The organism is Pseudoalteromonas sp. THAF3 (assembly GCF_009363775.1).
Classification (GTDB): Bacteria; Pseudomonadota; Gammaproteobacteria; order Enterobacterales; family Alteromonadaceae; genus Pseudoalteromonas; species Pseudoalteromonas ruthenica.
Map to the genome: position 1 here is coordinate 713,710 of NZ_CP045418.1, position 23,024 is coordinate 736,733.

19 protein-coding genes are annotated in these 23,024 nt (G+C 48.7%); 12 read left to right on the forward strand and 7 right to left on the reverse strand.

Translation table 11 applies throughout. The features are described 5' to 3' along the window. The 3 genes from FIU82_RS03290 to tolC all read right to left on the reverse strand — a co-directional run bounded on the left by FIU82_RS03290 (window position 1) and on the right by tolC (window position 3,017). A complete protein-coding gene (locus FIU82_RS03290) occupies window positions 1–576 on the reverse strand; it encodes a TcpQ domain-containing protein (protein WP_022946307.1) in 576 nt (191 codons plus the stop codon). Between the two features lie 56 nt (window positions 577–632). Then, complete coding sequence (gene lpxL / locus FIU82_RS03295; protein ID WP_138508506.1) at window positions 633–1,559, reverse strand: LpxL/LpxP family Kdo(2)-lipid IV(A) lauroyl/palmitoleoyl acyltransferase; 927 nt, start codon at window positions 1,557–1,559, stop codon at window positions 633–635. A gap of 90 nt (window positions 1,560–1,649) precedes the next feature. Then, window positions 1,650–3,017, reverse strand: coding sequence for an outer membrane channel protein TolC (tolC, locus tag FIU82_RS03300; protein WP_152440331.1), 1,368 nt, complete (start codon window positions 3,015–3,017; stop codon window positions 1,650–1,652). Window positions 3,018–3,199: 182 nt separating this feature from the next. Between tolC and FIU82_RS03305 the strand changes: the two genes are divergently transcribed. From FIU82_RS03305 to parC, 8 genes are all read left to right on the forward strand, one after another. Further along, window positions 3,200–3,826, forward strand: a complete 627-nt coding sequence (locus FIU82_RS03305) for an NUDIX domain-containing protein (protein ID WP_152440332.1) — start codon at window positions 3,200–3,202, stop codon at window positions 3,824–3,826. Window positions 3,827–3,903: 77 nt separating this feature from the next. After that, entirely contained in the window at window positions 3,904–4,278 is a 375-nt protein-coding gene (locus tag FIU82_RS03310) for a DUF1249 domain-containing protein (RefSeq protein WP_081604455.1), read from the forward strand. Beyond that, window positions 4,265–5,044, forward strand: coding sequence for a metallophosphoesterase (locus tag FIU82_RS03315; RefSeq protein ID WP_152440333.1), 780 nt, complete (start codon window positions 4,265–4,267; stop codon window positions 5,042–5,044). Before FIU82_RS03310 ends, FIU82_RS03315 begins: the two co-directional genes overlap by 14 nt. Beyond that, window positions 5,029–5,613 carry a YqiA/YcfP family alpha/beta fold hydrolase gene (locus tag FIU82_RS03320; protein WP_022946301.1) on the forward strand — a complete coding sequence of 195 codons (585 nt, stop codon included), beginning with the start codon at window positions 5,029–5,031 and terminating at the stop codon, window positions 5,611–5,613. The genes FIU82_RS03315 and FIU82_RS03320 overlap by 16 nt, the downstream gene beginning before the upstream one ends. A 4-nt stretch (window positions 5,614–5,617) precedes the next feature. After that, window positions 5,618–7,513 (forward strand): DNA topoisomerase IV subunit B, encoded by a 1,896-nt coding sequence (parE, locus tag FIU82_RS03325; RefSeq protein ID WP_053910599.1) that lies wholly within the window; start codon window positions 5,618–5,620, stop codon window positions 7,511–7,513. Window positions 7,514–7,621: 108 nt separating this feature from the next. Continuing rightward, window positions 7,622–9,493 (forward strand): GGDEF domain-containing protein, encoded by a 1,872-nt coding sequence (locus FIU82_RS03330; RefSeq protein ID WP_152440334.1) that lies wholly within the window; start codon window positions 7,622–7,624, stop codon window positions 9,491–9,493. Then, window positions 9,486–10,580 carry a sorbosone dehydrogenase family protein gene (locus tag FIU82_RS03335; protein ID WP_152440335.1) on the forward strand — a complete coding sequence of 365 codons (1,095 nt, stop codon included), beginning with the start codon at window positions 9,486–9,488 and terminating at the stop codon, window positions 10,578–10,580. Before FIU82_RS03330 ends, FIU82_RS03335 begins: the two co-directional genes overlap by 8 nt. A 16-nt stretch (window positions 10,581–10,596) precedes the next feature. Further along, window positions 10,597–12,897 (forward strand): DNA topoisomerase IV subunit A, encoded by a 2,301-nt coding sequence (gene parC / locus FIU82_RS03340; RefSeq protein WP_152440336.1) that lies wholly within the window; start codon window positions 10,597–10,599, stop codon window positions 12,895–12,897. Between the two features lie 44 nt (window positions 12,898–12,941). Here parC and katG read toward each other — a convergent pair whose 3' ends face one another. Beyond that, window positions 12,942–15,104, reverse strand: a complete 2,163-nt coding sequence (gene katG, locus FIU82_RS03345) for a catalase/peroxidase HPI (RefSeq protein ID WP_152440337.1) — start codon at window positions 15,102–15,104, stop codon at window positions 12,942–12,944. Between the two features lie 260 nt (window positions 15,105–15,364). On the opposite strand from katG, the gene FIU82_RS03350 reads away from it, so the two are divergent. From FIU82_RS03350 to FIU82_RS03360, 3 genes are all read left to right on the forward strand, one after another. Then, window positions 15,365–16,069, forward strand: a complete 705-nt coding sequence (locus FIU82_RS03350) for a 1-acylglycerol-3-phosphate O-acyltransferase (protein ID WP_026111301.1) — start codon at window positions 15,365–15,367, stop codon at window positions 16,067–16,069. Continuing rightward, complete coding sequence (rraB, locus tag FIU82_RS03355) at window positions 16,069–16,404, forward strand: ribonuclease E inhibitor RraB (RefSeq protein ID WP_152440338.1); 336 nt, start codon at window positions 16,069–16,071, stop codon at window positions 16,402–16,404. The genes FIU82_RS03350 and rraB overlap by 1 nt, the downstream gene beginning before the upstream one ends. Window positions 16,405–16,491: 87 nt before the next feature. After that, complete coding sequence (locus FIU82_RS03360; RefSeq protein ID WP_022946293.1) at window positions 16,492–17,733, forward strand: HD-GYP domain-containing protein; 1,242 nt, start codon at window positions 16,492–16,494, stop codon at window positions 17,731–17,733. Here the strand turns inward: FIU82_RS03360 and FIU82_RS03365 are convergent. Next, on the reverse strand, window positions 17,693–18,022 hold the full coding sequence (locus FIU82_RS03365; protein ID WP_138547988.1) for a hypothetical protein: 330 nt from the start codon (window positions 18,020–18,022) through the stop codon (window positions 17,693–17,695). The two genes, FIU82_RS03360 and FIU82_RS03365, sit on opposite strands and share 41 nt — an antisense overlap. A 231-nt stretch (window positions 18,023–18,253) precedes the next feature. Here FIU82_RS03365 and FIU82_RS03370 point away from each other — a divergent pair, with 231 nt between their 5' ends. Next, on the forward strand, window positions 18,254–19,513 hold the full coding sequence (locus FIU82_RS03370; protein WP_022946291.1) for an outer membrane protein transport protein: 1,260 nt from the start codon (window positions 18,254–18,256) through the stop codon (window positions 19,511–19,513). 117 nt (window positions 19,514–19,630) lie between these two features. Here FIU82_RS03370 and FIU82_RS03375 read toward each other — a convergent pair whose 3' ends face one another. Together FIU82_RS03375 and FIU82_RS03380 are read right to left on the reverse strand one after the other, a co-directional pair. Continuing rightward, window positions 19,631–22,477 carry a valine--tRNA ligase gene (locus FIU82_RS03375; protein WP_152440339.1) on the reverse strand — a complete coding sequence of 949 codons (2,847 nt, stop codon included), beginning with the start codon at window positions 22,475–22,477 and terminating at the stop codon, window positions 19,631–19,633. 16 nt (window positions 22,478–22,493) lie between these two features. Continuing rightward, window positions 22,494–22,928, reverse strand: a complete 435-nt coding sequence (locus tag FIU82_RS03380; protein ID WP_152440340.1) for a DNA polymerase III subunit chi — start codon at window positions 22,926–22,928, stop codon at window positions 22,494–22,496. Between the last annotated feature and the right edge of the window lie 96 nt (window positions 22,929–23,024).

Consider the following 23,024-nt stretch of genomic DNA (forward strand, 5'->3'; position numbering starts at 1 on the left):
TTAAGCGCGAGACATCTTTTTACAGTTTTCGCGAATATAAGGTGAGGGGCGCTCGGTGATCACGGCCGCGCGCTCGCGATGACAATAGAAGGTCTGTACCTCGTATTCAAAATCACTGTCAATCGCTTTGCCTACTTGGTAGAGCGTTGATACAAAAGTGTCGTCCACGCGAAAAGGGTGCTTCACTACGTAGTCTTTATTTAAGTACCAGTAAAAGGCGATACCTTCTTCTTTGGCGAAGTCAGACATCACCTTGCGCAGTGTAGCCCCAGCGGCAAAGCGACGACTTTTAACTTGCCCTTGCCAGCGAATATCGGTGGGTTGCACCACACCGACACGTTGCTCCAGCATGCGCGTGATGTCGTCTTTAGGCTCGCCCAGCTCGATAACATACTTTTCACGCTCAGTGGCATTGCGTACGGTGTTTTTGATGTTAGCGTAAAATTGTGACAACCCCTTGGCGGCTGGGTTGCTGTCTTCCCTTACTTGAAATACAGGGCCATCGCCGAGTAAAAAATAGGCGGCGGCTAAAATAAGAATAAAAGCCAGTGATAAATGTTTAATCCAAAACCACATAGCTACTCCTGATGATGTTGTTATTGTTAAGCATAGTTGGTCATTGTTGTTATTGACTAGCGATAATAAGACGGTGCATGCTCGTCAGGGCGCGTCTTAAAGCGCCGATGTAGCCACATATATTGCTCAGGTGCATTATTAATGGCTTGCTCCATACGCTGGTTTACTTGCGTGACATCATGCACATCATCGCCACTGGGGAAGTTCTCTAGCGGAGGTTGCACCGCGAGGTGGTATTTTCCCTGTGCGTCTCGGCGAGTCATGATGCTCAGTGTTCGGCAATGGCGACTATTTGCAAATAATAGTGTTCCGGTGGTGGTTGCTGCTTCTTTGACGGCAAAAAAAGGCGCAAAAACACTGCGATTGCGGCCATAATCTTGGTCCGGCAGGTAGTAGCAAAACTTTTTATCTTTTAGAGCTTTAAGTAAAGACTTAACATCACGCTTTCCAACCAAATACTCGTTCGAACGCAAACGTCCCTTGGCGGTAAAGTAATCCATTAAGGCATTGTTATGGGGGCGATAAAAAGCCACGCCTTGGCGCTCTAATCCCATTACGCGAGAGGCCATTTCTAAATGCAGAATATGAGGCACCAATAACAGCACACCTTTACCGTCTTTATTGGCTTGATCTACATGCTCTAACCCGGTGATGGACCCCATCACTCGTTTTACTCGCCATGCAGGCCACCACCATGCCATGGCACTTTCAAAAATGGCCATGCCGGTGTTTTCCATATTCTTGAGCACCAACTCGGCGCGCTCGGCTTCTGTTAACTCTGGGTAGCATAAGGCAATGTTGACTTCAGCAATTTTTCGGCGTTTTTTTACAAACCGATGCACTAAACGACCTAATGCACGCCCTAAGGCTAATTGCCAGGATTGTGGTAGCCAGCTAAGGGTGTAAAGTAAAAAAATGGAGAGCCAGCTTGGCCAATACTTGGGGGTTAAGAAGGCAAGTTGGAAAGTTGCTTTGTTGACCACTGTAGTTGTTATTCACCGTTGTAGATGGCGGACAGTATACGTTATTCATATAACAAAGCCAGTGCTGGGCACTGGCTTTATCTTGACGCGTTAGCTTTGTGGCTTCAGGCCTTGGTTTATTGCCTGTAGGTCCTCAGCGGTAAGCGTGCCCGCAGCTTGTTTCAGTGCCAGAGTCGATACCACATAGCGGTAACGCACATCGGCTAAGTTACGTTTGGCATTGTAAAGGTTCTGGGTGCTAATCAATACATCAACAATGGTCCGCGTACCAACCTCAAAACCAGCTTCCGTGGCCTGTAAGGCGCTTTCTGCGGAAACCACAGCTTGCTCTAATGCTCTGTAGGTAGCGATATCAGACACCACTTGGTTATAAGAGGTAATCGTGGTTCGCGTTACCCCGCGCAGGGTCGCTTCTAAGTCTTCACTGGCAACAACATAAAGGGCACGTGCTTGGTCAGTTGAAGCCACTGTTGCTCCACCAGAGTAAAGCGGAAGTTCGAAGTTTAAGCCCAATGACGCTGTGTCGCCACGCGGAACATGGTCATTAACAACGGTTTGGCCCATGATAGTACGCTCACTATCAACTAATGAATCGCCGTAGGCTGCATTGAGGGTCAACTTCGGATAGTGACCTGTTTGCGCCAAATCGATTTGTTGTTTGGCGATATCAACCGATGCTTTAGCAACTTGTAGCTCTAAGTTGTTCGCTTTGGCCAGAGTAACAAAATCCTCGGTGGCTTTATTCGGCTTCACCGTAGAGAAAGTTTCAGTATCAAGCTGGTCGAGTTTGGCGTGGTACTTACCGGTGATTTCACGGAGCTTTTCGCGCGCTGTTTCAACATCGTTTTTAGCGACGATTTCGCGGGCGACTGAGTTATCGAATTGCGCTTGCGCTTCGTGTACATCGGTAATGGCTGTTAGGCCTACCGCGAAACGCTGCTTGGTTTGCTCGAGCTGGCGTTCGATAGCGCGTTTTTCTGCTTGCACAAATTCTAAGGTATCAATGGCAGCTAATACTTCAAAATAGCCCTGTGCGACACGCACAATCAGCGCTTGTTGCGCTTGGTCGTATACGGTCTTTTGTTGCAGAGCTTGCTTCTCGGCAATATCCAATGAGCGCCATGCGTTGAGGTCGAATATGGCTTGGCTTAAGCCAATCTCACGAGAAAAGGTATCGCGCTCGCTGTCAACCTTGACCAGTTGTAGCAAGTCGTCATCAAACTCGTAGCTATCACTTTCTGATTTAGTGTAGCCCATGCTGAAACCAAGCTGAGGCAACAACGCGCTCAGTGCACGGTCTGTGTTATGCTCTTGTGCTTCGGCGTTAGCTTTAGCTTTTAAAACAACGGGATCGTTCTCAAGTGCAATTTCGTACACCTGCATTAGGTCTTCAGCATGACTGTAGGTGCTAAAGCTGCAGCTCAATGCAATCAGCGTGGTCAGTAGTGTCTTTTTCATTATCAGTACAGTCCTTAGAATATTCAGCGAATTAGGAGCATGTTATCGTGTTTCTCGCGATTTGCGAAAAGCAAAAACGTAAATTGACTGCGCTTAAGTGTAACAGAATATAATTTTCGCGGAAGGGTAAACGCGACCGTTGACTTATAAACTTTTTGGCCAAGTGGGGTGGCGATTATAAAATGCATAAAATCAATCAGTTCGATAAAGGTGATGTGATCATTGAGAGCACCGAAGAAGTGTTTAAAGGTTTTTTCAAAATCGATAAGTACCGTTTCAAACACGCATTATTTGCTGGTGGCACCAGTGCAACCATTGAGCGTGAAATATTTGAACGCGGCCATGCTGTGGCCGTGTTGCCTTATGATCCAGCAACGCGTTCGGTGTTACTCGTCGAGCAAATTCGCATAGGCGCCTTGGCAACCAAAGACAACCCCTGGTTATTAGAGTGTATTGCTGGCATGGCTGATGGCAGTGAAGATTACCCGGCGGTAGTGCGTAAAGAAGCGCAAGAAGAAGCGGGTTTGGAATTGCAGCAATTGGACTTCATGCTGTCATACCTTTCGAGCCCCGGCGGGACAACAGAGCGGTTGTATTTGTATTTAGCGCAAACTGATTTATCAGGAATCGGCGGCACGGTGCACGGGCTGGATGATGAAGGTGAAGATATTAAAGTACATGTGATGGCTGTTGATGAGGCAATGTCGCGCCTAAACAACGGGGAAATTGATAACGCCGCAACAGTGATTAGTCTACAATGGTTAGCACTCAATGAGCAGCGAATTCAACAGCAATGGGGCGCTGAGTGACAGTACAAAGAAAAGCAGGGTACATTCAATCCCTGCCTAAATACCTCACTTTGTGTGAGCGCAACTATGCCAACGTGATGCGCATTTTGCCCAGTGCTGGCACAACGGGCGCATCGCAGCTACTCACTATCGCCAACGAGCAATATGAGGTTGTGATTGAGCAGGCTGCCAAATACACCACTGACATTTGTATTACTCAAGTGCAAGGAGCGGTGGAGGGCCTATTCACACCGCCAATGAATGTCCGTATTTATCACGATGCCAAGGTCGCAGAGGTAGTGCATCCAAACTACCATACGCGCATTAAGCCATCTTATGGTTACCCAAACCCGAAAATGCATCATAAAGACGAAAAATACCAAGTTAATGCGTTTTTGCATGACTGGTTGAGTTTTTGTATGTCACATGGCGAAGCGGTTTTAGATTGGGATTGTAACAGTGGCTTGGTTTGACCCCCCTTATTTTTGCCCTGCGAGTACTGAGCTAAACTTCGCGCATTTTACCGATGCGCATTTATTTGCGCAGCCGCAAGAGCAGTACTTTGGCGTGCGTACAGGGCAGCATTTGCAACAAACGCTGGCGGCCATGGCCGCCGAGGCATTTGATTTTGTTGTTTTCGGTGGCGATCTTACCCAAGACCACAGCCCTGAATCTTATCAACTGTTTGCTGAGCTGGTGGCCAACAGTGCGCTGCAGTGCCCGGTATTTTGGGTACCGGGAAACCATGACGAGCTTAGCCAACTCAATGCGATGACAGAGGGGCAAATTCGTCCTGAAAAACGCATTGAGCATGCTTGTGGCCAGGTTTTACTGATTAATAGCAAAGGCGATACACCGGCAGGGTGGGTGGCAGAGAATCATTTGGCTGAGCTCGGTGATGCCATTGATACAGCCGCTTCTCAGCAGGTGTTTATTACCCATCACCATCCATTGCCTATTCACGGTTATTTAGATAAGCATATTCTCGAAAATGGTGATGCGTTATTGCAATGCATCGAGACGCGTAGTCGCAGCGCAACTGTGCTACATGGCCATACACATCATGATTACCACCATGATTACCAAGGTGTCGAGGTGTTCGGTACCCCCGCCACCTCGGTACAATTTGTAAAAAATGCAGCGAGTTGGCAGCAAGAAAATCTCGGCCCAGGGTATCGTCGCGTGCGTCTTGTGGCCAATAAAGCGCCCATCACAGAGGTCAAATGGCTCGCAAATTAATTTATATTCATGGCTTCAATAGTTCCGAGCGCTCCCACAAAGCAGTGCAGCTCGGTGAGCACTTACGTACTTGGCAGGGGCAGTATATTGTGCCACGCCTCAGCCATGACCCAGAGCAGGCGATCGCCCACTTAAGCGCGTTGGTGGATGAAGACACCGCCTTAATCGGCAGTTCGCTTGGTGGTTTTTATGCTACGTATTTATCGCAGCGTTATCATTTACCAAGCGTGGTGATAAACCCTGCCGTACGCCCTTTTGAGCTGCTCGATGAGTATCGCGGGGTGCAGTACAACCCCTATCAAAATTATAGCTATGAGCTGAATAACACTCACATGCAGGCCTTGCAGGGGCTTTATTTACAGCAATTAACTTCCCCCGAGCTGCTGTTTTTGTTACAACAAGAAGGTGACGAAGTGCTACCCTATGAGCAGGCTGTCGCTTACTATCAAGGTTGTAAACAACAAGTAGAAGCGGGTGGCAACCACAGTTTTATTGGGTTTGAGCGCTACTTTGCCCATATAATGCAATTTCTGAATATCTCTCTAACCACTAAGGCCGTTAACGAATAAAAATATGAGCCAGCAGAATTACAACGCCGAAGCAATTGAAGTATTAAATGGTCTCGAGCCGGTGCAACGCCGCCCGGGGATGTACACCGACACCACGCGCCCTAACCACCTCAGTCAAGAAGTGATCGATAACAGTGTTGATGAGGCGCTGGCCGGACATGCCAGTAAGGTAGATGTCATTTTACATGAGGATAACTCGTTAGAGGTCATTGATGATGGTCGTGGTATGCCGGTGGATATTCACCCTGAAGAGGGGATCCCAGGGGTTGAACTGATTTTAACTAAGCTTCACGCCGGTGGTAAGTTCTCTAACAAAAGCTACCAGTTCTCTGGTGGTTTGCACGGCGTGGGTATTTCAGTGGTCAATGCGCTGTCAACACGTGTTGAAGTGACTGTGCGTCGCGACGGGCAAGTGTATGAGATTGCCTTCGCCGATGGCGATAAGGTGAAAGACTTAGAAGTCACCGGGACTGTGGGTAAGCGTAATACCGGTACGTCAGTTCGCTTTTGGCCCGACCCAAAGTATTTCGATTCTGCGAATTTTTCGCTTTCTAAACTCAACCATATTCTTAAAGCCAAGGCGGTACTGTGTCCTGGCTTGCGTATCCGCTTTATCAACAAGCAAAATAAAGAAACCCAGGAGTGGTACTACGAGGCGGGCCTGCAAGATTACATTAAAGACGCAACCAAAGACTTTGAAGCACTGCCTAAACAGCCATTTACCGGTGAGTTTAGTGGTGCCACGGAAGGAGTGGATTGGGCCTTGTTGTGGCTGCCTGAGGGCGGTGAGTCGATCACCGAAAGCTACGTTAACCTCATTCCTACCGCACAAGGCGGCACCCATGTTAATGGCTTGCGCCAAGGCTTGCTCGAGGCAATGCGAGAGTTCTGCGAATTCCGCAACTTGTTGCCCCGTGGTGTACGGCTGACGCCAGAAGATATCTGGGAAAAGTGCTCCTATGTATTATCGGTAAAAATGCAAGACCCACAATTCGCCGGACAAACTAAAGAAAAGCTGTCGTCACGCTCGTGCTCAGCGTTTGTCTCTGGGGTGGTTAAAGACTCCTTTAGCCTTTGGCTAAATGAGCACACCGATATTGCCGAGCTCCTTGCTGAGCTATGTATTAGTAACGCTCAAAAACGTATGCGCGCCGCCAAAAAAGTGGTGCGTAAAAAGGTTACGCAAGGCCCCGCTTTGCCCGGTAAGTTAACCGATTGCAGCAGTAACGAAAGTGAGCGCACTGAATTATTTTTAGTGGAAGGGGACTCAGCGGGCGGCTCAGCCAAACAAGCTCGGGATAGAGACTTCCAGGCGATTATGCCGCTACGAGGGAAAATTCTGAATACTTGGGAAGTGGAATCCGGACAAATTTTAGCATCGCAAGAAGTGCATGATATCTCCGTTGCATTAGGTATAGACCCCGACAGCGACGATTTAAGTGGCTTGCGTTACGGCAAAATTTGTATTCTCGCCGATGCTGACTCCGATGGACTGCATATTGCCACCTTGTTATGTGCTTTGTTTGTTAAACACTTCCCCACCTTGGTGCGCCAGGGTCATGTTTATGTTGCCATGCCGCCTCTGTATCGCATTGATGTGGGTAAAGAGGTTTTCTATGCCCTAGATGAGGGCGAAAAAACCGGTATTTTGGATCGCATCGAAGCAGAGAAGAAACGCGGCAAGGTCAATGTGCAACGATTCAAGGGTCTGGGGGAAATGAACCCGTTGCAACTGCGTGAAACAACCATGGATCCGAATACTCGCCGTTTGGTGCAGCTTACCCTTGAAGAGATGGAGCACACCGTTGAGGTGATGGATATGCTGCTGGCGAAAAAACGCTCTGGCGATCGCCGCCAATGGCTTGAGAATCACGGCGATAAAGCGCAAGTTGAGGTGTAACTAGAATCACTATCACGGCTAACATTACACCCGAGTGTTAGCCGTTCACCTTCCCTTTACTTGCGGTGTGGTCTATTTAAACGAGACCATATTAAATTAAGGATAGCTATGAAACGCGTATTACTGCTTTGCCAGCATATACTATTGCTTGTGTTTGTCGGCTCGGCGCTGGCAAGCGAGCCAGAGCAGTACTCCGACGCGTGGCTGAATCAGCAGCTCAAGCAATTGGATGAATACAGCGTTCAAGACCCTGTAGAAGCTGTTAACTTTACCGAACAACTACTCGATAACCACAGCGGGCTCAGTGCATTGCAACGCGCAGCGTTTGAACTTGAGCTGGTCAGCAACTACTTACTTGTAGGGCGCGACAGCGACGCACAGCGTTTAACCGATAAGCTCACCGCCACAGCAGATGAACTTAGGCCTTCACAACAAGTACTCCTGTTGCTTGCCCGTGCGCAACTATTTGACCGCCAAGGCAAGCTAGACGCTGCTACTGAACTCTACAGCCAAGCCGAGCAGCAAGTCCAAGACCTAGCTCCTCTTCTACAAGCTGAAGTGTACAGCGCCATCGGCACTTTTTACGTTTACAACGACCAAGAAATCAAAGCATTAGGCTATTTCTCTCGGGCTTATCGGTTGTTACTTGAACACGGCTCAGAGCTGCAAATCGCGTATCTTGAATCAAGTATGGCGAAAACCCACGAATACCTGTTCGATTACGACCAAGCATTGGCTATGCAAACAAAAGCGCTTAATTATTTTAGCGAGCATGGTTTGTACTTCGATCAAATGGTGTCGCTGTTTAATATTGGTTCTATTTACATCGAACTCAATGACCCCCAAACAGCGTTGGAATACTTTCAAGCAATGTTGCCGCTTGGGGCTAAACGCGATGACCCACAAGGTAAATACTTTACCTACTTTGGGTTGGCGCTTGCTTATGCGCAGATGGGGAAAACCGAACAAGCAGACCAAGCATTAGATAAAAGTGAGCACTGGGTTTGGGTGGTTGAAGATGCAGCTAATGAGCGTGCCCATCAATTTTTGCAAGCGCGTATTCGCTTGCAACAAAACCGCCTTGAAGAGGCTCAGCATATATTGCGCAACATTGAACAACAGCAGCAATCACAAGCAGAGCAAGGCAGTATTCATCGCAATTTGGAGTTGCTGGAATTAAAAGCGCAATTGGCCAAGCGCCAGCAAGATTACCCAAGTGCGGTGGATTTGTTAGAGCAGTATATACAGGCCAGTGAACAACATTACGACAGTGTAGGAGCCGTGGCCAAAGCGCGCCATAAAGTGCAGTTTGATACCGAGCAAATAGAGCTTAATAACCGTATTTTGGCGCAGCAGCAGTCACTGCAAGAGCTAGAACTCGAGGCTTCCGAGCGACAGCACCGACTACAGCAAGGAATTATTTTTCTCGGAAGTTTAGTGCTTATCACCGTGCTTGCTTTTTCTTGGCGACAATATCGTTTGCGACAGCGTTTTCGCGCGCTTGCGGTCACCGATAGCCTTACGGCGGTGGCAAATCGTCGCCATATCATGGATAAAGTCGATAGCTTGTGGCAAGACAATCAGCCTTTTTCTGTGATCGCCTGCGATATTGATCATTTTAAACGTATTAACGATGAGTTTGGGCATAGCGTTGGCGACGATGTATTAATCTGTGTGACCAAGCGTTTTAGCTACATGGTACGCCAGAGCGATATGCTCGGGCGCACAGGGGGGGAAGAGTTTTTGGTGGTGTTGCCAGACACCGACCTTGAGCAAGCTGTTGAGATCGCAGAGCGTTTGCGCAATAGTTTGTGCTCGGATACAGTAAAAAGCAATAATCATGAGTTACGAGTAACGGCGAGTTTTGGGGTACTGCAGCGCAGTAATGATTATGACTCTGCCAAAGCGCTGCTCAGCGCCGTGGACAAACTACTCTATCAAGCAAAAAACAGCGGTCGAAATAAGGTGATTTATGAATAACAAACTTGTTAGTGCATTACTTGGGTTAACTTTCGCCAGCAGTGCGATGGCAACAGATATCACCGACAGACTGTCGGTTCCCGCAGGTTTCACCATCGAGCCGTACGCGCTGAATGTTGATAACGCGCGGCAACTAGCCATTTCCGAAAATGGTGTGGTCTATGCCGGTTCGCGTAAAGCCGGTAATGTTTACGCCTTAATTGATAAAGACCAAGACGGCCGCGCCGATAAACAGGTGCTGATTGCTGAAGGTCTTAACATGCCCTCTGGCATAGCTTATAAAGACGGAGCACTGTACGTTGCTGAAGTAGAGCGCATTATTCGCTTTGATGATATCGACAACAAGCTTGATAAAGCCAAACTAGAAGTGGTGTATGACAAGTTTCCCGATAAGCGCCACCACGGTTGGAAGTTTATTCGCTTCGCTCCCAGCGGTGAGCTTATTGTGCCTGTCGGTGTGCCTTGTAACGTCTGCGCAGAAGACCCTGAATTTGGCCGTATTTTCTCCCTGAACTTAGAGAGCAAAGAGCTTACCACCCTCGCAGAGGGGGTGCGTAATTCAGTTGGTTTCGATTACCATCCAGACAGTGGCAAACTGTGGTTTAGCGATAACGGTCGTGACATGATGGGTGATGATATTCCGCCGTGTGAAATCAACCGTATCGATGAAGTAGGGCAACATTTTGGCTTTCCATACTTCCACGGTGGTACAATCCCGGATCCGGAGTTCGGTAAAGGCAAAAATGCTGCCGATTACACTCAGCCAGCGCTAAATTTAGGTGCTCACGTGGCGCCACTAGGTATTCACTTTTACACTGGTGAGCAATTTCCAAGTGACTACGACAAACAGCTTTTTGTGGCTGAGCATGGTTCGTGGAACCGCAGTAAAAAAGCGGGCTACCGAGTTATGGTGGCTAAGGTAGAAGGTGGCCAAGTGACTGGCTACGAGCCATTTATTACCGGTTTTATGGAAAACGAAGAAACCTTTGGCCGCCCCGTTGCCATGGTGCAAATGGCCGATGGCAGCTTGCTGGTCTCCGACGATTACGCTAACGCGATTTACCGCGTGCACTATAACAAGAAGTAAGTTTGGGTAAGTATCAATGACACAAACAACGACCTTGTCACAACAAGGCATAGAGCAACTTACCATGGGGCGCTTCACCGAAGACGCCTACCTCAATTATTCCATGTATGTGATCATGGACCGGGCTTTACCTCATATTGGTGATGGTCTGAAGCCCGTGCAACGGCGCATTGTCTACGCAATGAGTGAGTTGGGGCTCTCTGCAGCGGCGAAATATAAAAAGTCCGCCCGTACTGTGGGTGATGTGCTCGGTAAGTACCACCCCCATGGTGATAGTGCTTGCTATGAAGCGATGGTACTGATGGCACAGCCTTTTTCATATCGTTACCCGTTAGTTGATGGTCAAGGTAACTGGGGGGCGGCCGACGATCCTAAGTCTTTTGCGGCGATGCGTTATACCGAAGCGCGGTTGTCAAAATTCTCTGAGGTACTGCTAAAAGAGTTAGGCCAGGGCACCGCTGATTGGATCCCCAACTTCGATGGCACCATGAAGGAGCCTGAGGTACTGCCTGCACGCTTACCGCACATTTTACTTAATGGAGTAACGGGTATTGCTGTGGGCATGGCAACCGATATTCCACCGCACAATGTGCGCGAATTGGCTAATGCCTGTTGTCTGTTATTGGATAAACCCAAGACTGAATTGGCGGAGTTACTGGAGCTGGTTAAGGCACCCGATTACCCCACCGAAGCAGAAATCATTACTCCCAAGACGGACATTGAAAAGCTCTACACCAGTGGCCGTGGCTCACTAAAAATGCGGGCTAAATACCATATTGAGCAGGGTGAAGTGGTGATCACTGCATTGCCACATCAGTGTTCAGGCGCCAAGGTGTTAGAGCAAATCGCCAACCAAATGACGGCAAAGAAACTGCCGATGGTGGCCGATTTACGCGACGAGTCGGATCATGAAAACCCAACCCGCATCGTAGTGGTACCGCGTTCTAACCGGGTAAAAGTCGAGCCGCTGATGGCGCATTTATTTGCCACCACGGATTTGGAAAAGAATTACCGCGTTAACCTCAATATGATCGGCCTTGATGGTCGACCGCAAGTGAAAGACTTACGCAGTATCCTTAGCGAATGGCTGACTTTCCGTCGTGATACGGTGCGTCGACGGTTGCAGTACCGCCTAGATAAAGTGCTCGCGCGACTGCATATTCTCGAAGGCTTGATGATTGCCTATCTCAATATTGATGAAGTCATAGCTATTATTCGCAGCGAAGACGAACCAAAGCCGGTATTGATGGAGCGCTATGGCCTCAGTGAAAAACAAGCCGAAGCAATTCTCGATTTGAAACTTCGCCACCTTGCTAAGCTTGAAGAAATGAAAATTCGCGGCGAGCAAGACGAGTTGGAACAAGAGCGTGACAAACTGCAGCTGATCTTAGGTTCAGAGCGCCGTATGTCGACGCTAATGAAAAAAGAAATTCAAGAAGCGGCTGAGTTATACGGTGATGATCGCCGCTCGCCTGTAGTTGAACGTGAAGAAGCCAAAGCTCTGAGCGAAAAAGACCTGATCCCTTCAGAGTCGGTCACTGTGGTGCTTTCCGAAAAAGGCTGGGCGCGGGTGGCCAAAGGCCATGAAGTGGATGCTGAGGGCTTAAACTATCGCGCAGGCGATAAGTTTAAAGCCAGCGCCAAAGGCAAGAGCAATCAGCCGGCGGTATTCCTCGACTCCAGTGGCCGCGCCTTTGCCACCGACGCACACAGTCTGCCCTCAGCGCGCAGCCAGGGTGAACCGATGTCGGGGCGCTTTAATATCGCTGCGGGCGCCACACTTGAACACGCGGTGATGGCAGAGAATGAGCAACTGTTACTGATGGCCAGTGATGCAGGTTACGGCTTCGTTGCTGAATTTGCCGATTTGGTCAGTAAGAACAAAAATGGTAAGGCACTGGTAAGCTTGCCTAAAGGCGGGTTATTGCTCCAGCCCATTGCTGTAAACGATGTTAGTAAAGACTACTGCATGGCTATTTCCAGTGAAGGTCGCATGTTACTGTTCCCATTACGAGACTTGCCTAAGCTCGCCAAAGGGAAAGGGAATAAAATTATCTCTATACCCAGTGCCAAGGTACAGGCGCGCGAAGAGTATGTGAAGTTGCTCACCGTAGTTCCCGAGGGTGCGAGCGTGACCTTGCATGCAGGCAAGCGCAAACTAACGCTTAAGCCCGCAGACCTTGAACACTATTATGGAGAGCGCGGACGCCGAGGCAATAAGCTTCCGCGTGGTCTACAGCGAGTCGATGGCTGTGATATAGAGCTGAGCACCAAAGCCAGTGAAGCGCCCGACGAGGAAATGCTTAGCGAAGATTAAAAAGAGGGCCTTGGCCCTCTTTTTACTTTAACGGCTTTTGTCACTTACAAGTCGAAGCGATCGGCGTCCATTACTTTAACCCAGGCTTTGATAAAGTCGTGGACAAAGCGTTCTTTGTTATCGTCTTGAGCGTAAAACTCAGCATAACTGCGCAGGATAGAGTTTGAGCCAAACACCAGATCAACGCGGGTGGCGGTCCACTTCACTTTGCCTGTGCTGCGCTCAACAATGTCATAAAGACCATTCTTTTTAGGCTGCCACTGGTATGCCATGTCGGTGAGGTTGACGAAGAAGTCATTGCTCAGCACCCCTTCACGGTCGGTAAACACACCGTGCTTGGAGCCACCATGATTAGTGCCTAACATACGCATTCCGCCTAATAACACGGTCATCTCCGGTGCCGTTAAGCCCATCAACTGCGTGCGTTCAAGTAACAACTCTTCCGCTGGAACGGCGTAGTCTTGCTTTAACCAGTTGCGATAGCCATCATGAATAGGTTCCAGTGGCTCGAATGACTCGCCATCGGTCATCTCATCGGTCGCATCGCCGCGCCCTGCGCTAAAGGGCACATTGATATCTACGCCCCCGGCTTTTGCCGCTTGTTCAATGGCTGCAGTGCCACCGAGAACAATGAGGTCGGCCATGCTAATGGGTTTGTCTAAGGTGCTTTGCAATTGCGCCAATGCATCAAGTACTCGATTTAAGCGTTCAGGTTCGTTGCCAAGCCAATCCTTTTGTGGTGCCAAACGGATGCGCGCGCCATTGGCGCCGCCACGATAGTCTGAGCTACGAAAGGTGCGAGCACTGTCCCATGCAGTGCAGATAAGGTCGGCGGCACTCACTGGGCATGCCAGTATCTGCTGTTTAAGTTCAGCCTGCTCGGAACTACTAAGTACGTAATCGACACTCGGGATAGGGTCTTGCCAAATTAAATCTTCACTTGGCACATCGGCGCCGAGGTAACGAGATTTAGGGCCTAAATCACGATGGGTTAGTTTAAACCAAGCGCGGGCGAAGACATCGCTAAAGTAATCAAAGTCGTTGTGAAAGCGCTCGATGATTTTGCGATAGCTGGGGTCTAGCTTCATTGCCATATCGGCGTCGGTCATGATCGGGTTGCAGCGAATAGATGGGTCTTCGACATCAACGGGCTTATCTTCCTCTTTCATATCGATAGGCTCCCACTGCCAAGCGCCCGCAGGGCTTTTCTTGAGCTGCCATTCGTAGTTAAGCAGTAGGTGGCAATACCCGTTATCCCATTTTGTTGGGTAGGTGGTCCATGCTCCTTCTAATCCTGAAGTGACCGTATCGCGACCGATCCCGCGCTGGTGGTGGTTATTCCAACCCAGCCCTTGTTCGAAAACATCGGCGGCTTCGGGCTCGGGGCCAAGTATTTCGGCATCGCCATTACCGTGGGTTTTGCCGACAGTATGACCACCGACGGTCAAGGCTGCGGTTTCTTCGTCATCCATGGCCATGCGGGCAAATGTCTCTCTGACTTGCGCAGCGGTCTTGAGCGGGTCTGGTTCGCCATTAACCCCTTCAGGGTTGACGTAGATAAGCCCCATTTGCACGGCGGCGAGAGGGTTTTCCATACTTTGCGGCTTCTCAACATTGTCGTAGCGCTCATCGCTCGGTGCTAGCCACTCTTTTTCTGCGCCCCAGTAAACATCTTTTTCTGGGTGCCAAATATCCTCGCGGCCACCGGCGAAACCAAAGGTTTTTAGTCCCATGGACTCATAGGCCATGTTGCCGGCAAGGATCATTAAATCGGCCCATGAGAGTTTGTTACCGTACTTTTTCTTGATAGGCCACAGTAATCGCCGTGCTTTATCCAAATTGGCATTATCAGGCCATGAATTAAGCGGAGCAAAGCGTTGGTTACCGGTACCCCCCCCGCCGCGACCATCAGCAAGACGATATGAGCCTGCGGAGTGCCAAGCCATACGAATCATCAACCCACCATAATGGCCCCAGTCGGCAGGCCACCATGCCTGGCTGTCAGTCATCAGTGTTTTAAGATCGTTTTTCACCGCCTCGAGGTCGAGCTTTTTGAACTCCTCAGCGTAATTAAAATGCTCGCCGTAAGGGCTTGTTTTGCTATCGTGCTGATGCAAAATATCGAGGTTGAGTGCGTTGGGCCACCAATCAGTATTAGGTTTTGCTTGCGTCGTTTGGCTGCCATGCATCACTGGACACTTACCCATATCGTCCTCCTTAAGGAATCTAACGGTAATAAATTCATTCACTTACTATAGAGCTGTGGAGATGAACTAAGATTAAACAAGTGTAGTCTATAAGGCCTTAATGACAGCGAAATTGGAAACGATAAAAACCGATGCGTGGCATCGCTTTTTTCCAACACGTATAGCGCACTTAGTGAGAAAGCAATAACAGCGTACAAGTGTTCGCTTAAAATTATTCGCCTATGTATAATGCCGACAATTCAGGTTATGTGGAGTTTATCGTGCTGGCTTTATTGCGTTTGTTAGCCATGGCTGTGTTTGTCCCCTTAAGCTTTATCGCGGGGTTTATCTTGTGCTTGGTACGCCCGTTTCACGGTGACAACGTGCGGGTGATTGGTAGCTGGTATGCTAAGATGCCTAAGTTGCTGGGGGTGAATGTTGTTATTGAGAAAGACCCAGCCATTGTAACTGGTTCGCCTGCGGTCTATGTTGCCAACCATCAGAATAACTATGATTTATTTTTACTCCCCGGTGCGCTGCAGCGTAATACCGTAAGTTTGGGTAAAAAAAGCTTAAAATGGATCCCATTTTTTGGCCAAATTTATTGGTTGTCGGGCAATATTCTTATCGATCGTGCAAATCGTTCGCGGGCGATGGCCACCATTGCTAAAACCACCGAAAAACTCAAAAAAGGCGGGTTGTCACTGTGGATGTTTCCAGAGGGCACCCGTAGTTATGGTCGTGGCTTGTTGCCATTTAAAACCGGCGCGTTCCACACCGCACTCAATGCCAAGGTCCCTGTGGTGCCGGTAGTAATGAGCGATACCCACAAAACCATCAAGCTAAATCGCTGGGATAATGGTACTATTTACATCAAAATGCTGGCGCCACAATTATTGGATGCCTCGATGAGCCCGCGCGAATATGCGGATCATTTCCATGCCTTGATGGCTCAGACACTGGCGCAATTGAATGAGAGAACATAATGGAAAACTGGCGCGAAATTAGCGAAGAAATTGTCGAATCCCTACTTGAAGATGGCTCTAATCCGGAAATCTTATATGAGGTAGAACATCACTTTGTGTGTGAAGATTTTAATGCCTTAGAAAACGCCGCGCTAGCTGCTTTTAAGGCTGGCTTTGATGTGGAAGAACTGGCTGAGTTGGAGCTCGAAGAAGGGGGAACTATCTGGGGCTTTGATGTGGTGGTTGAGTCTGAGCTCGATGCCGACGTTATTATGGAAGATGTTGATAAGCTGGTAGCCATTGCCGCCGATAACGGCGTGGAATACGATGGCTGGGGCACTTACTTCCAAGACTAAAGGGTGGTTTTAACCACCTTTTATGGACTTTATTTACCATTTAGTGGTAATTTTATCTGAGTTTATTCAGCTTTCGTACAGTCCCCTATGTTGATCTCCTTACCTATTAGCGAGCTAAAACCCGGCATGTTTGTTGACCGGGTAAATAAGCAGGCCCAAGGTGCGTCAATAAAGATAAAAACCCGGGGCATGGTCAGAGATGCTTCCATCATTAAGCGCCTGCTGAGTGAGGGAGTGGAAGAGCTGACCATCGATTTCGCACAAAGCGATATCCCCATTCCCACGCATTTAAAACCCAAGTCTAAGAAAGAACACACTGGCGAGTCGCAAGATATCGCAAGCCAAGCAGAAAAGCCGAAGCTTAGTGACCGTGATCACAGTCAGGCGACGTTAGAGCAAGAGTTCCTCATCGCTAGCACTTGCTATGATCAAAGCTTGGGTAAACTGCGTGCCATGTACAACGAGCTGACCTCAGGCATGCAAGTCAATATGGCACTACTCAGTGGTATCGCTGATGATATTGTTGACTCAGTTTTTCGTAATCCAGACGCTATGGCCGCGCTGACACTGCTGCGCGATAGAAATAGCTACACTTGGCGTCATATGATGAATTGCGCCATTTTGACCGCTATTTTTGCCAAATATTTAGGTTTCGAAATCAATAAAGTGCGGCAAATGGCGTTAGCGGCCTTGTTGCATGACATTGGTCTTGCCAAAGTACCGCAAGGAATTCTATCAAAGCCAGGTAAACTCACTGAGCTCGAAACCAAGGCGGTACGTAAACACGTGGCGCTGAGCCTAACCATGCTTAAAGGGCAAAAGCACATCTCCAGCATGATGTTAGAAATGGTTGTTAACCATCATGAGCGTTTAGACGGCAGCGGCTACCCGCGTGGTATCAAAGCCGATAAATTATCTCGTGAAGCACGTATTTTAGCGCTGGTGGATGTGTATGCTGCGATGGTGGCAGATAAGCCCTATAAAAAAGGTGAGGAGCCGCTAACGGCACTGCGTTTCTTATTAGCGCAAAAGGCGATGTTTGACCAAGCCCTAGTACAGCGCTTTATAAAATGTGTCGGGATCCATCCTGTGGGAACCTTGGTCAAACTTACCAATGAGCGTCTGGCATTAGTAGTGCAGGGCAACGAGGCTAATCCTATCAAACCTAAGGTACGGGTGTTTTATAACACTCAGCACCGTCACCATATTACCGCCAAAGACGTCGACTTGAGTGTCAGCAAAGACGACATCAAAATCTTGGGTAGCACCTCTCCCTTAGAGTTTGACCTTAATTTGTCTCGTTTGTTAAAGGAGCACTTGCTGCCTTAGCACGCTCACACTGTTTTTTTCCTTGGCGCTTAGCGGCGATTAATGCGCCACTAAAACAACTTCCCGTTAGTATAAACCATACCATAGTGCCTTGTGTCGTATGCAGGGCAATACAACACAGTCCCAAACTTACCAGCGAGGCCAGCATTGAAGCGAGCCAATATTGGCTTACGGGGTTGTCGCACTCGCCTTGATGGTGGCAGGCGCAGTAGTTCGCACGTAAAAATGCAAATACACTGATAGCGCAAAACACCAGCGCAACCAAAATAAGCATTATAACGAGCACCATAGGACATTCCTGTTCACTTTTTTAATACCCGCAGTGTAGCGATATTAGATAAATAGTCAATGATAATGAGAATTTATATCATTTGAGTGTTTGAGGTCTAATCAGTCTTTAAAATCGTAAAATTATGTAAATATTGCCCTTAAATTACGCTATGTTAACCATATTTAACAGTTTTTTTGCATGAAATACGCTAGTGTATGCCAGTTAAAATGACAACAATGAGAAAGAAGTATGCAATTCAAAAAGACAATTTTAGCGGCTTCATTGGCGCTATTATCAACAGAATCTTTCGCTGCCGCTTTTCAGCTGGCAGAGCAAAATGCGTCAGGCTTAGGCCGTGCCTACGCCGGTGAAGCAGCCATTGCTGATGATGCATCTGTGGTTGCCCGTAACCCCGCACTGATGTCGCAATTTGAAACGGCACAGCTGAGCGTGGCGGCAATTTATGTCGAGCCAGACGTGAGCCTTAAAGGCGAAAGCACCAACAATGGCCTAAACCCTAACGTGTTAAACGACGATAGCATCGCCCCTAGCGCGGTGATCCCTGCCGGTTACTTTGTGCTCCCGGTAAACGATAAGGTGGCAGTAGGCTTTGGTGCCTTCTCTAACTTTGGTTTAGCTACTGAGTTTGCCAGTGATTATGCCGCAGGCCAGCTAGCTGGTGAAACTGAAATCGTCACTATTAACTCTAATGTATCGGTTTCTTATAAGGTGGACGAAGCTCTTACCTTGGCACTGGGTGTTAACCACGTGTACGCCGATGCAAAGATTGTCCGTAACCTTGGCGCAAACCCGTTAGGTGCACCGGCAAGCTTAGAAGCGGTTCACCTTGAGGGCGACGACTATGGCTTTGGCTGGAATGTAGGCCTGGCCTATGACCTAGATAGTGACAACCGCCTTGGCTTCCACTATCGCAGCGAAACAGACCTTACATTTGAAGGTGACTACACCAATCAGCTTCCGGCAGCATTGGGTGGCCTTAACGGGCAAACTTTACCTGGCACGGTTGATTTAACCCTGCCAGCGATTGCTGAATTCTCAGGCTCACATCAGTTAAACCAAGATTATGGCCTACACTACAGTGTGCTTTGGACAGGCTGGAGTAGCTTTGACAAGCTTGAAGCCTATGTGCCAGTGAGTGAGGGACCGGTATTTAGCAAAAACGAAGACTTCTCGGATTCAATCCGTGTGTCAATCGGTGGTGACTACCAGCTAACAAACGATATTAAATTGCGTGCTGGTTTAGCTTTTGATGAATCGCCAGTGGCGCAGAAGCATTTGTCTATCTCTATCCCAGATACCGACCGCTTCTGGCTCTCTTTTGGTGCGGAATGGTTTATCGATGAAGCGTCTAGCGTTGATTTAGGTGCCAGTATTTTACGCGGTAAAACCCAAAACTTTGTTGAAGGTGACAACCTAGGGCAGCAATGGGGCTTTGAGTCAGAAGGCCATGCTTACCTGGTTGGTGCACAGTATAACTACAGCTTCTAAGCAATACTGAGATGAAAAAGCCAAGCAACTGCTTGGCTTTTTTATGCTTGTTTGTATGGGGCGCGGACATAAAAAAACGCGAGCCTGAGCTCGCGTTATGATTGTTGCCTAATAGTTTTACAGGCTTTCGATTTTTGCTTTTTGCTCGAGCAATTTCGCCTTGGCTTCGCTGTACTCTGCCAGCTTCGACTTTTCTTTTTCAAGTACGGCTTCAGGCGCATTGTTGACAAACTTCTCATTAGCGAGCTTTTTCTCAACTTGAGCCAGACCTTTTTCAGCTTTTTCCAATTGCTTAGCAATACGCGCTAACTCAGCGTCTACATCAATCAGCCCGGCCATGGGGATCATGATCTCGAGTTGACCCACATAGGCGGTCGCACACGCTGGCGCGTCGTCGACGTTATCAAGCACGGTCACATCTTCTAGTTTGGCTAGGGCGGCTAGGAACGTCTGATTTTCTTGTAAACGACGAGTATCCTCGGCAGAAGCCTGAGCAAGCAACACGTTCAGTGGCTTGCTTGGGCTAATGTCCATTTCACCGCGAATATTACGAATGGCGACAATAAATTGTTTCATCCACTCCAAATCGGCCATCGCGGTGCTATCGACTTTATCTTGCTCAAACGCAGGGAACGCTTGGGTCATAATGGTATCGGCATGGATACCTGCAAGCGGAGCTACACGCTGCCAAATGGTTTCGGTGATATATGGCATTAATGGGTGCATCAAACGCAGTAGCCCTTCAAGCACAGTGATCAGGGTATGGCGAGTACCTCGTTGCTGGGTCTCGGTGCCTTTAAATAACACGGGTTTAGTTAGCTCGAGGTACCAGTCACAGAACTGGTTCCAGGTGAACTCGTAAATCGTGTTAGCAGCAAGGTCAAAACGGTAGTTGTCCAAGTGCTCAGTGAAGGTTTTCACGGTTTGTTGGAACTGTCCTTGAATCCAACGATCCGCCAGCGAGTACTCGCGCTGTGCATCGTTGAAGCCACAATCTTGCTCTTCGGTGTTCATAAGCACGTAGCGGCTGGCGTTCCACAGCTTATTACAGAAGTTACGGTAACCTTCTAGGCGGTTCATATCCCAGTTGATATCACGACCGGTTGACGCCATGGCTGCAAGAGTGAAACGCAAGGCATCGGTGCCATGCGGCTCAATGCCCTCAGCGAAGGTTTTACGGGTGTTCTTTTCGATTTTCTTCGCCAGTTGTGGCTGCATCATGTTGCCGGTGCGCTTAGTCACTAGGCTTTCCAAATCGATGCCGTCAATCATGTCCAGTGGGTCAAGCACGTTACCCTTAGACTTCGACATTTTATCGCCATTCTCATCGCGAATCAGGCCAGTCACATAAACGGTTTTAAATGGTACCTGAGGCTTGCCGTTGTCATCTTTGATGAAATGCAGAGTCATCATAATCATACGGGCAACCCAGAAGAAAATGATGTCGAAACCAGTGACCAACACGTTAGACGGATGGAATACTTTTAAGTCTTCAACGTTGTTCGGCCAACCAAGGGTTGAGAAGGTCCACAATGCTGATGAGAACCAAGTATCGAGTACGTCGTCATCTTGGCTGAGCGTGACATCGTCATCGAGGTTATGCTCGCGGCGTACTTCTGCTTCATCGCGTCCAACATACACGTTGCCGTCATTGTCGTACCACGCTGGAATACGGTGGCCCCACCATAGCTGACGCGAAATACACCAGTCTTGAATGTCGCGCATCCAAGAAAAGTACATGTTTTCGTATTGCTTTGGTACGAACTCAATATCACCGTCTTCAACGGCTTTGATAGCTGGCTCGGCCAGTGGCGCAACGCGCACATACCATTGGTCGGTAAGTAGGGGCTCAATCACCACCCCAGAGCGATCGCCGTAGGGCACGGTTAAGCTGTGATCATCAATCTTTTCTAATAACCCAGCCTGCTCGAACTCAGCAACCACTTGCTTACGCGCATCAAAACGGTCTAAGCCGTGGAAGCGCTCAGGGATAGGGGCGTCTAGCTGCAGTGGTTTGCCATCAAAGGTAAAAGTTTCGCCTTCGCTTAGAATCGCCGCATCTTTGTTGAATACGTTAATCATCGGCAACTGGTGGCGTTTACCGACTTCATTATCGTTGAAGTCATGCGCTGGGGTGATTTTCACACAGCCGGTACCTTTTTCCATATCGGCATGCTCATCAGCAACGATAGGAATACGGCGGTTCACGATAGGCAGCAAGACTTCTTTGCCAATGAGGTTTTGGTAACGCTCGTCATCAGGGTTCACGGCCACACCAGTATCGCCGAGCATGGTTTCTGGGCGAGTGGTGGCGACGACGATGTAATCTTTGCCATCCTGGGTTTTGACGCCATCGGCCAGTGGATAGCGCATATTCCACATATGCCCTTGTTTGTCTTTGTTTTCAACTTCAAGGTCAGAAATCGCGGTGTGTAGTTTTGGATCCCAGTTAACCAGACGCTTACCACGATAAATTAAGTCGTCTTTATACAGGCGCACAAAGACTTCTTTAACCGCTTCAGATAGGCCGTCATCCATAGTGAAGCGTTCACGGTCCCAATCCACCGAGGCGCCTAAACGACGTAGCTGTTTGGTGATGGTGCCGCCAGATTCATTCTTCCATTGCCAGATTTTATCGATAAAGGCATCACGACCTAGGTCATGACGTGTTTTATCCTCTTCGGCGGCGAGTTTGCGCTCTACCACCATTTGTGTCGCGATCCCGGCATGGTCGGTACCAACCTGCCACAATGTATTATTCCCTTGCATCCGCTTGAAACGGATTAAGGTATCCATGATGGTGTCCTGGAAGGCGTGGCCCATATGTAGGCTGCCGGTGACATTTGGTGGTGGGATCATAATTGAGTATGAGTCGCCCTCACCACTTGGCTTAAAGTAGCCGTTCTCTTCCCACTTCTGATAGAGGGATTGTTCAATATCTTGCGGATTATAGGTTTTATCCATTGCCCAGAACCTTAACTTAAACTTTTTGTGTTGCCAGCTGCGCGCCTAAGTCGCGTAACTGCTTATATCTTGCTCGTGCTTGGTGTTTGCGTGTGTCATCGGCTGGCACAAAGTCAAACACCATATCAAAGCGACGTATAAAATCGGGCACGCTTGATGCTAAATTGATCAGTACACTGCGCCGTGACACGGGCGGGGTTTGCCCTATCTCCACAGCAGCACCGGCGCGAGGCCCCTCACCTTGGAGGTTGTGGGGCACAAAGCTATCGGCGTCAAATGCCCATAGGTGCTGATCAACAAGATGAGCATCGTCGCGATTATCAACAAAGATAAATACCCGTTGTCCTTGGCGATATTGCTCGCACGCCAAGCGAGCGCCAAGATCAAAATGAGCCGGTACGTCGCTGCCCGGCTCATCGGCATGTTCTAGCAGGTAAAATAACGCGTGCATTGCGCCCTCTACGCGGCTCGTTAATCCGCCAATTTTGACACAATCACGCCCCTGCATCAATGAATAAGCCCCTTAAAAAAGGGGCTTGAAGTGATA

Excerpts from the sequence above, each read along its gene's own strand:
- FIU82_RS03290 (WP_022946307.1), bottom strand. The coding sequence starts at position 576 with ATGTGGTTTTGGATTAAACATTTATCACTGGCTTTTATTCTTATTTTA.
- tolC (WP_152440331.1), bottom strand. The coding sequence starts at position 3,017 with ATGAAAAAGACACTACTGACCACGCTGATTGCATTGAGCTGCAGCTTT.
- FIU82_RS03305 (WP_152440332.1), top strand. The coding sequence starts at position 3,200 with ATGCATAAAATCAATCAGTTCGATAAAGGTGATGTGATCATTGAGAGC.
- FIU82_RS03310 (WP_081604455.1), top strand. The coding sequence starts at position 3,904 with ATGCGCATTTTGCCCAGTGCTGGCACAACGGGCGCATCGCAGCTACTC.
- FIU82_RS03320 (WP_022946301.1), top strand. The coding sequence starts at position 5,029 with ATGGCTCGCAAATTAATTTATATTCATGGCTTCAATAGTTCCGAGCGC.
- parE (WP_053910599.1), top strand. The coding sequence starts at position 5,618 with ATGAGCCAGCAGAATTACAACGCCGAAGCAATTGAAGTATTAAATGGT.
- FIU82_RS03330 (WP_152440334.1), top strand. The coding sequence starts at position 7,622 with ATGAAACGCGTATTACTGCTTTGCCAGCATATACTATTGCTTGTGTTT.
- FIU82_RS03335 (WP_152440335.1), top strand. The coding sequence starts at position 9,486 with ATGAATAACAAACTTGTTAGTGCATTACTTGGGTTAACTTTCGCCAGC.
- parC (WP_152440336.1), top strand. The coding sequence starts at position 10,597 with ATGACACAAACAACGACCTTGTCACAACAAGGCATAGAGCAACTTACC.
- katG (WP_152440337.1), bottom strand. The coding sequence starts at position 15,104 with ATGGGTAAGTGTCCAGTGATGCATGGCAGCCAAACGACGCAAGCAAAA.
- rraB (WP_152440338.1), top strand. The coding sequence starts at position 16,069 with ATGGAAAACTGGCGCGAAATTAGCGAAGAAATTGTCGAATCCCTACTT.
- FIU82_RS03360 (WP_022946293.1), top strand. The coding sequence starts at position 16,492 with ATGTTGATCTCCTTACCTATTAGCGAGCTAAAACCCGGCATGTTTGTT.
- FIU82_RS03365 (WP_138547988.1), bottom strand. The coding sequence starts at position 18,022 with ATGGTGCTCGTTATAATGCTTATTTTGGTTGCGCTGGTGTTTTGCGCT.
- FIU82_RS03370 (WP_022946291.1), top strand. The coding sequence starts at position 18,254 with ATGCAATTCAAAAAGACAATTTTAGCGGCTTCATTGGCGCTATTATCA.
- FIU82_RS03375 (WP_152440339.1), bottom strand. The coding sequence starts at position 22,477 with ATGGATAAAACCTATAATCCGCAAGATATTGAACAATCCCTCTATCAG.
- FIU82_RS03380 (WP_152440340.1), bottom strand. The coding sequence starts at position 22,928 with ATGCACGCGTTATTTTACCTGCTAGAACATGCCGATGAGCCGGGCAGC.